Source organism: Spirochaetota bacterium (assembly GCA_035477215.1).
In the GTDB taxonomy this organism is placed as follows: Bacteria; Spirochaetota; UBA4802; order UBA4802; family UBA5368; genus MVZN01.
Genome location: DATIKU010000042.1, coordinates 55131 through 63922 on the forward strand (window position 1 = coordinate 55131; position 8792 = coordinate 63922).

6 protein-coding genes are annotated in these 8792 nt (G+C 56.9%); 3 read left to right on the top strand and 3 right to left on the bottom strand.

The features are described from left to right. Positions 1-69 precede the first annotated feature (69 nt). Both VLM75_10015 and VLM75_10020 read right to left on the bottom strand, forming a co-directional pair. Complete coding sequence (locus VLM75_10015) at positions 70-1623, bottom strand: methyl-accepting chemotaxis protein (protein HSV97255.1); 1554 nt, start codon at positions 1621-1623, stop codon at positions 70-72. A gap of 444 nt (positions 1624-2067) precedes the next feature. Beyond that, on the bottom strand, positions 2068-2712 hold the full coding sequence (locus VLM75_10020) for a TetR/AcrR family transcriptional regulator (protein HSV97256.1): 645 nt from the start codon (positions 2710-2712) through the stop codon (positions 2068-2070). Between the two features lie 268 nt (positions 2713-2980). On the opposite strand from VLM75_10020, the gene VLM75_10025 reads away from it, so the two are divergent. The 3 genes from VLM75_10025 (at position 2981) to VLM75_10035 (ending at position 5046) form a co-directional block, all read left to right on the top strand. Further along, positions 2981-3244 (top strand): UxaA family hydrolase, encoded by a 264-nt coding sequence (locus tag VLM75_10025; protein ID HSV97257.1) that lies wholly within the window; start codon positions 2981-2983, stop codon positions 3242-3244. 16 nt (positions 3245-3260) lie between these two features. Further along, on the top strand, positions 3261-4421 hold the full coding sequence (locus VLM75_10030; protein ID HSV97258.1) for a UxaA family hydrolase: 1161 nt from the start codon (positions 3261-3263) through the stop codon (positions 4419-4421). A 103-nt stretch (positions 4422-4524) separates the two neighbouring features. Further along, positions 4525-5046 carry a penicillin acylase family protein gene (locus tag VLM75_10035; GenBank protein HSV97259.1) on the top strand — a complete coding sequence of 174 codons (522 nt, stop codon included), beginning with the start codon at positions 4525-4527 and terminating at the stop codon, positions 5044-5046. A 426-nt stretch (positions 5047-5472) separates the two neighbouring features. Here VLM75_10035 and VLM75_10040 read toward each other — a convergent pair whose 3' ends face one another. Beyond that, positions 5473-7956 carry a penicillin acylase family protein gene (locus VLM75_10040; protein ID HSV97260.1) on the bottom strand — a complete coding sequence of 828 codons (2484 nt, stop codon included), beginning with the start codon at positions 7954-7956 and terminating at the stop codon, positions 5473-5475. Positions 7957-8792 lie beyond the last annotated feature (836 nt).

Here is an 8792-nt window from a genome sequence, read left to right on the forward strand (position 1 = left end):
TGACCGAATTTTTAAAATTGACATCCGGCAGGATCGTATATCCGCCCACCTCCGCGTGGTATGATCATTTCAGCTTATTTCCCTGATTTTCATTTTTAGTTCGCCTGACATTGACTGTAAAGCTTTTGCCGTCACCGCGAGATCGCTGGAACTCAATGCCGTCGATTGGACCATCTGGTTAATGTCGGAAATCGATTTCGCGATTTCGCTAATGGCAATGTTCTGTTCATCTGTGGCCTTTATGATGTGCTCCGCCTCAGTCCTGACCACATCGGCGATCTGTTTCATTTCACGGCGGTTTTTATCTTGAGTTTGGACAAGGGCGAATATTTCGCCTCCATGCTTTTCAAGAAGTGAGATATTTTCGATGATGTCTCTCAGGACTTCCATCGAAGTCCCGATATTTAAATTCGTATCCCTTTCCCTTTCCGCGGTAATTTTGACAAGCGTATTGATTTCCTTCAAACTGCCCATCGAACGTTCCGCGAGCTTGTTGACCTCGTCGGCAACCACCGCGAAACCGCGACCCTGTTCACCCGCACGCGCGGCCTCGATTGAAGCATTGAGCGCCAATAGCTGCACCTTGTCAAAGATGTCCTCGAGCATGGCCATCACGGAAGAGAGCTGGCCGGTGCTTTCAACATTGAAACGAATGTTACGCTCCAGCATGCCGATCGCGGATCCTCCCCTCTCGGCCAGGTCCATAATATTTGAAAATATTTTGGAAACGGTTTTGGACTGGGACTGCAGGGAATCCACAATATCCGACATTGCCCCGATCGAACCGAAAAGGCCTCCCAGGGAATGGTTCTGCCTGTGCGTTCCGTCGCTGACCCCGGCGACGCTGGCCGCCACCTCCTCTATGGCGGAGGTGATCTCTTCGGTCGCCGCCGCCTCACTCTGAGCTATATGCGAGAAATCACCGACGGTGGCCGACATCTTCCCGGCAGATTCCGAAAGTTTCTCGGAACTGACATTGATGATCCCAAGGAGCTTACGTATGATTTCCAGCTGACTTTTATGCTTTTCCATGTCGGCTCTCGTGAGGCTGATGGTCCAGTTGAACGCCGAATTGACCAGTATGATCAGGATGAAGCAGAGTACAAACGCGGCCGTGGCGTCGATAAGGGTAGTTTTAGCCATCAGAGGGTCCAGGTCGGGGTACTGCCCGGGGGTTTTGACGAAGAAATAAACCTGAACCCCGATCAGGGCTGCGGTAATCAAGCTAAGCCACAGGCGATCGGTAAACAGCACACCGAAAGCGATCAGCGCGTATGAAAAATAAATCCAGGTGGTGAACGAAATGTAATCGGTATTGAATTTCAGCACCGTCCCGGCCATAAGGGCGCCCATCGAAACAAGCATGATCAGCACCGAAGCGGTCTTATATCTACCGTGGAAAACGAGGAAAAGACTTAACACTGCGCCGGTAATTAGGGGGGCGGTGATCTTCAGAAGGAGAAAAAAACGATCCAGGCTGACCCAGAGTATGCTCATCTGGATAAGGACCAGCGCCCCGGCCAGGCAGGCATTATAGATAAAGAGATACTGGGCCCTCTTCCGGGTGAGATAATCAGAATCGGAGTACCGCCCAAGCATAACGGGAATCATTCTGCTAATCATACAGGCCCCCTAAATATCATATTGTATTACAATATTATCCGGACAACCTTCTGCGGTCAATTCCCTTTTCCTGGGGACGCATCCCTTCACAGGCGGCCTGCTTCATGGCGTGATGCGGATGGGAGCGCGGCGGTTATCCAAAATATGCCGGTGAAATTGCGGGCGCGACAATCCCGTTTATCGCTTTCCTGATCCGGGTTAAGCATGGCATCCTCCGGCCGTATCCCGGATATCAGCCCCATAATCAAAAAATATAATTTCAAGGTTCGATTATATTTTTTACCGATTTCGTCATACCCGGAGCACAAACGACATGAAAAACATCGGCCTCATTTTCGAGGTGCGGTGATTACGGCGAGGATAAATGCGCAAAACATGATGCCCTCGGGCAATATATATGGCGCATAACGACAGATGCGGCCATAAAAGATTCTCTTTCGAAACTCACGCCTTCCTCGCCGAGTCGCGCAGCGCCGACGCGAGCATGCGCGCGAGCGTTCTCATGTGGCGGCGCACCTCGCGCGGCGATCGGCCGGGGTAATTCCTGAAGGTGATGAGCACGCCGTTGAGCGCGGCGAAAAGCGCGTGGGAGGCAAGCCGCGTCGTGCGCTTTTTCCATGCTGCGCCGAAAAGCTCGTCGAATCGGTCCAGGAGCGCTCGCTCGGCCGCGTTGAGCCGCTCGACAAGCCCGGGCCCAAGCGAACCGTCGAGCATGAAGTGCGTCATCATTCGGAAGTACTGGTCGTTGTCGCAGAGGTAGCGGACGAAACGCTCGGCGGCATCTTCAAGCGCGCCATTAGCGCCGGCCTTCGCGGCGATGCGCCCGAGCTCGCCGATGATAACATCTGCGCCCCGCAGAAATGCCTCGACGAAGAGGGACTGCTGGTCGGGGAAGTGCCGGTAAATGAGCGCGGGAGACACCCCGGCCTCGCGCGCGATATGGCGCATCGTCACCTCGCCGAAGGACCTGGCGGCGAATACGCGCTCGGCGGCGTCGACGATGAGCGAGCGGCGCGCCGCGCGTTCCTTCTCGCGCAGCAGATCGATCGTCTTTCCGCGCTTCGGCGATTGAACCGTATCCTTCGCCACAAATCCTCCATCAATTACTGTGCCCGCCGGCCGGGGTCGCCCTGCATTTATCTCCCGAACCCCACACCCTGTCAAACGCTTAAAGCCGCCGGGCGTTCCATGAGCGAAGGCCGTCATCACCCCCGGGCTTTCCCAAGCCCCCGAAAGCCAAGACCCCCTCCGATAAAACGCGACAAAAAAATACAGAGGGAGGCGATGTTATGTTCTTAACATTTTTTACCGCGCTGTTATTTACTGTACGCTCAAACAGCGAGAGGAGGAATCCGCCATGAAATCCAATGTCGTCATCATCAACGAAAAGGACAACGTCGCGATCGCCCTTGAGGACATCGCAGCGGGAAGCGCCGCGAGCCTCCCGGACGGCGCCGAGATACGGGCGCATAGCGACGTGCCCTACAGCCACAAGATCGCGCTCTCCGACCTTTCGCCGGGCGACGAAATCGTCAAATACGGCGAGGTGATCGGCAACGCGAAGGAAACGATACGAAAGGGCGAGTGGGTGCACACGCACAACCTCGAGATAAGGGACTGAAAAGGAGGATCGAGCCATGGCGACATTCAAAGGATACGAACGCCCCGAAGGCCCGGCGGGCATACGAAATCATGTTGCGGTGCTGCCCTCCGTGGCCTGCGCCAACGGCGTGGTGGCCGCAATCGCGCGCGCGGTGCCGGAGGCGGTGCCGATGTATCACGGTCACGGTTGCGGGCGGGGAGGCGCGGACCTGGAAATCCACCAGCGCACCCTCGTCAACCTGGGGAAGAACCCGAATGTTGCGGCGGTGCTGGTGGTGGGCCTGGGATGCGAAGTGCTGCGCGCGGAAGGCCTGGCGCTGGGTATCTCGCTTTCCAAAAAGCCGGTGGAATATTTTTACATTCAAAACGAGGGCGGCTCGCGAAGGGCCGCCGCGAAGGGCGTCGAAATAGTAAAGCGCATGCTCGCGGAGGCCGCGAAGCAGAAGCGCAGGGAGTTCCCGCTTTCCGAAATCAGGCTGGGCCTGGAGTGCGGGGGTTCGGACTCGTTTTCGGGAGTCACGGCCAACCCGGCCGTCGGCCTTGCCGCGGACTGGCTGGTTTCCGAGGGAGGCACAGTCATCCTTACCGAAACGACCGAGATGATCGGAACGAGCCACATCCTTGAGCGGAGGGCGAAGGACGCGGCGATCGCGCGGGGCATCAGCGAGCGCATCGCGGCGCAGGAGAAGCGCACGCACGAAATTCTGGGGCCCCTGGCCTCGTATGTGATCGCGCCCGGAAATATGGACGGCGGCATGAGCTCGATCCGCGAGAAGTCTCTGGGATGCATCATTAAAGCGGGAAACACCACGATCAATCAGGTGCTCAACTACGCCGAGATACCCTCCGAGAAGGGCCTGGTTATAATGGACGGCCCCGGCTACGACATCGAGTCGATGACCGGCATCGCCGCGGCGGGCTGCCAGGCGATGATCTTCACGACGGGGCGCGGCAATCCGATCGGCTACCCGGTTGTGCCTGTGATCAAGGTCGCGAGCACCAGCCAGCTGTTTGAAAAGATGGAAGACGACATGGACGTAAACGCCGGCAGGATTCTCGAGGGCAGACTGCTTTGCGAAGTAGGGGACGAGCTGAAGGCCCTTTTGCGCAGGGTGCTCGACGGCGAAAAAACCAGGGCCGAGATAAACCAGCAGGACGGGATAATCTGCATGTACACACTTAACCCGTCATTCTAACGCGGGCCGCGGGGCAATAATAAATGCGGGAGGTTTTATTACGAATGTTTTCCTGTTCCGGCGAATTGCGTATCGGTGTGTTACGGAAGGAATTGTGCGCCGGGTGCGAAAGAAACGATATAAAAACAAACCACCTATGACACTCCTCGCCGCTTTGTTTGCTGTTTGTGCGCTCATGCTTTTCGCGCCAGACCCGGGCACGACCGCCCCGCCGGACCCGGCCACAAAGCACGGCGTCCGGATCCTTCGCGACATCCGGGGCGCGCCGCACGTCTTCGGTAAAAAGGACACCGACGCGGCCTTCGGCCTGGCCTACGCGCATGCCGAGGACGACTTCCGAACCATGCAGCTTATCATGATGGCGATCAGCGGCCGCCTTGCGAGCGTGCTCGGGCCCGGAGGCGCCGGTAACGACTACCTCGTGCATCTGATCCGGCTGCGGGACACGGTCGACGCGAAATACCATACCGATCTCGATCCACAAGCGCGCGCTGCGAGGAGAAAGACGCCGACAAACCCGATGCACCGGCCCATCATCGCATACCGTTCGATGAAGTCCAGAAGTTCTAAAAACTCAACTGCCGGCGCCCGGAGCAGTGCCACTAAAAGTCCAAGGGCCTCTTGACGGTTTAATACACAGAAAACTGCCCCCCCGCGGCATAAAGTTCCGCGGCATACCGCCGGTTATCAGAAGTCCGTGCTTTGAAAAATGTCCTCGCCTCCCGGGAGAAATCGCCATCTTCTTTGGAAAAGGCCCCTTGACAGGGGCCTTATAATTAATCCATTCATGCCGCGGAGAGTCCGGGGGTGGTGAAGAGCAGCCGGGGCGCGAGGCCGGTGGGGACCGCCAGCAGGAAGGGCCTGCGCCTTCCCCACCGGCTGGTCGGTGAGGACGTCGTACACGGTACCCGGCATCATGATGAACCCCGCGAAGGCGCTGTCACGCCCCCACCGTCACGGCATGCACGCCGCCGAGAGTGTGCCACGCGGGGGCGGGAAAGTAAAAATCAATTTCATGCGCCCGGGGATGGGTGCCGTTCAATATTGAAAATCACTTTCCGGGTTTAAACACCAGTTTGGCCTTCATGTTTTTCTCGACGGCCTCCCTGTCCATCCACATGGGGATTGACTTAACCTCCATCCACATCCGTGTCTGGTCGTCATAGTGCGGGGAAAGCCAGCGCTCGGATTGCCCGGTGGATATCACGAACCTCGCGTTATGGAGATCGGCGAAGTCAATGACATGGCGCATAGACGCCCCTTCGGTCACTTTATAGGGTTTCTCGGAAATGTTTCTGAGGAACCCGGGCCTCACCGTCGAGATGTCCCCGGGAAAGGCGAACGGGCCGATGTTCCAGAGCCACTTGAAAGGCGCGACGGAACCGAGGGCGTGCTTGAACGTGTACGTATGGACCTTCCCCCATTTCCATTTCGAGATGTCCCCGCCGAAATACGCGGTGAGCTCCCTGTCCGCGTCGCTGAGGCTCTTGACGAGAATGTCTTCTCTTCCTTCGATCTTCTTCGTGGCCGGGTCGTCATACCAGCTCGAGTAGGGACCGCCGCGCAGCATCAGCAGGCAGATTCCCGACGAGTACGACATCTGGTCCCTGTAATCCCCGTAAAGCTGCGCGTCCATCTTGTTTCCGAATAGATTGTCCATCGCCCGGGCGAAGACCTCGAAGGCGATGGTCATCCCGACGCTTTCCACGTCCGATGAGCCGTCCCATTCCCTGAGGTACCGGGCCAGTTCCTCCGTTCGACTGTCCCGGGCCTTGAGGCCCTTGACGGCCTGGATGACAAGCCCGGCTATCTCAAGGCCGAACAGGGAGTGCGTGTCGGCCTGGATTTCCCTCATGCTTTCGGAGGTGGCGGGCCCGCCGGATTTGAGCAGTTTTTCTATCCTCATGGCCCGGTATGGAAGGACCACGGCGCTTGGTTGTATTGCATACGGGTAGCGCCCATCGGATATCTCGTTATTGGCCGTCACGATGTAGCCCGCCCTGGGATTGTAGAGCTCGGGGAGCTCTTCAAAGGGGATGACCCCTTTCCATTCATGTTCCCCGTCCCATCCCGGAACGGGCTCCAGGCCGGTTCCCCTGGTCCGCGTGGGCACCATCCCGCTTACTTTGAAACCAATATTACCCTCCCTGTCGGCGTAAACCCAGTTCCACACGAACGCGTTGTAACGGGAGAGCGCTTTCTTGAACGACGGCCAGTTTTTCACCGTCATGATATCCATCGAAAAGGTGGTTATTCCTTTCATGGCCCCGTCCACTGTCCTCAGTGCCAGCGGCGGTCCGTCCTTGACCGGTTCCTTTGTCAGCGAGTTGATTATGGGGCCGTGCCTGCTGATGAGAACGTTTACATCGACGTATTTTTTGCCGTTGCCTGATTTTAAATATATCCTTTCGGAAACGACCTTGAAGGGCTCATACCTCCCCTTGTACAGGTATTCCCCGGCGTTCGCGGGGTTGACCTTCTCGATATAGATGTCCTGTATGTCGCCTCCGGTGGTGGTCGCGCCCCAGGCGATGTGCCGGTTGTGCCCGGCGATGATTCCAGGAAAGCCCGGAAGCGTTATCCCGGTAACGTCGATCCCGTCCCCGCAGAGGTGCGCCTGATACCACAGCGAAGGGAGCATCAGCGGCATGTGGTAGTCGTTGGCCAGTATCGGCTTCCCTGACCTGGTGCGCCTGCCGGAAACGGCCCAGCAGTTGCTGTGCACCATCATGCTGTGGAGCCCGCTGTAGCCGGCCAGGAGGGAGTCGGCTTTCAATACTTCCGCGATCACGCGGGGGTTTACCCTCGGGATCGCATCTCCCGTGCTGCCGGTGCCGTCTATTGCCAGCGGCATTCCCTCCCCGTCGGCGTGATGCCCGGGGAGACTCATGTAGGGGCCATGATAGGAGAGGGCGGGAAACAGCTCCCTCCCTCTTTTGTCGCCCAATTGGGACCGGGCAGACAGGCGGGCGAGCTCGAATTTCCAGTTGTGGTTGTTGAGAAACGACTGGTACATGATTATGGCGAGCAAGTCCTGCGCCGTGAAAGGCTCGGGCGCGTACCCGAGCGCGCGAAATTCCATCGGCAGTTCACCCTTTTTGTTCTTTATGTAATGGTTGATTCCGTTGAGAAACGCTTCCAGATACTCCTTTTCCCCGGCCGTGAGACCCTCCTGTGTTTTCTTCGCGCCGCGGCCGAAACCGAGGACGCGTGAGAACCTGTCCGCTTCCAGGGCGATCTCGCCGAACAGCTCGGACAACCGCCCGAGCGAGACCCTGCGCAGGATGTCCATCTGCCAGAGCCTGTCCTGCGCCATCGAATAACCGAGACCGAAGGCAAGGTCATTTTTCGTGCCGGCGAAAATATGGGGAATGCCGTAGGTGTCCCTTATAACCTCGATGTTTCCCCGTATACCGGGTACCGAAAGAATCCCCTCGTAGCCCGGCAGCGTCGACTTCACGAAGATATACGTGCCGCCGGCCAGCAAAATCAGTATGATGACGACAGCCACTCCGATGCGTCGCAGCGTTTTCATTGTTGCGGCCTCATGAATGTTTAAATTTTTTTATCCATAGGAAAGTGCGTCACCCTGCGGCAAAAAGTTTACGTGGCATACTGCCGTTTATCGGCAGTTCCCCCTTTGAAACAAGTCCTCTCTCCCCGGGGAAAAGCCCCTCGTGCAGCGGCCGTTTAAAATTTAATTCTTAGATTTCATTCTACAATCGTGTGTAAAAAACAGCAAGGATATTACCGGGGCCGATACAATCGCTTTAATGACGCTTATTCAAACACTCATACAATCAGGTTCTATATTCTCCTGTTTTTGTGCTCTGGTAAATTCTTCAGCGTAAGACCCGGAGATGCTTCTCTGTTTCTCTTGAATCGAAAATCGCAGCAGGGGCCGCCATAATTCAGCGTGGTCGTGCGGTGAAGACCCGTACGCAGCGCTCTCGATGCGGCCAGATCGCCTACGCATATGCACGGCATGTACTGCTCGGCGCCCATCTGCCGTAAAAGTTTCAATACCGCGCATTCGGTATAGTCCGTCCCGTAATCAAAATCGGCGCTGTCTCCATCCACCTATTCGATGACCCAGTCACCGGGATATGTATCCAATTGCGATTGTACGGCGAATCATCTGAGCTTTTTCCGGTGCGAACCCGAGAACTCAATCCACCGGAGCAGCCACTTCAGGAAAGATGCACACGACGATGCCGCAGTGCAGGGCCGCCACGACGGCCGTCGCGATGAAGGCTACGATTATGGCTGTGGTCTATTCTAAAGCGGAAATTGAATTACACGTCCCGCCTGCCTGTACACAACGGCGGACGGACGATGTCAATCGCTTTCCTGTGGAGAGCGGGGGGGGGG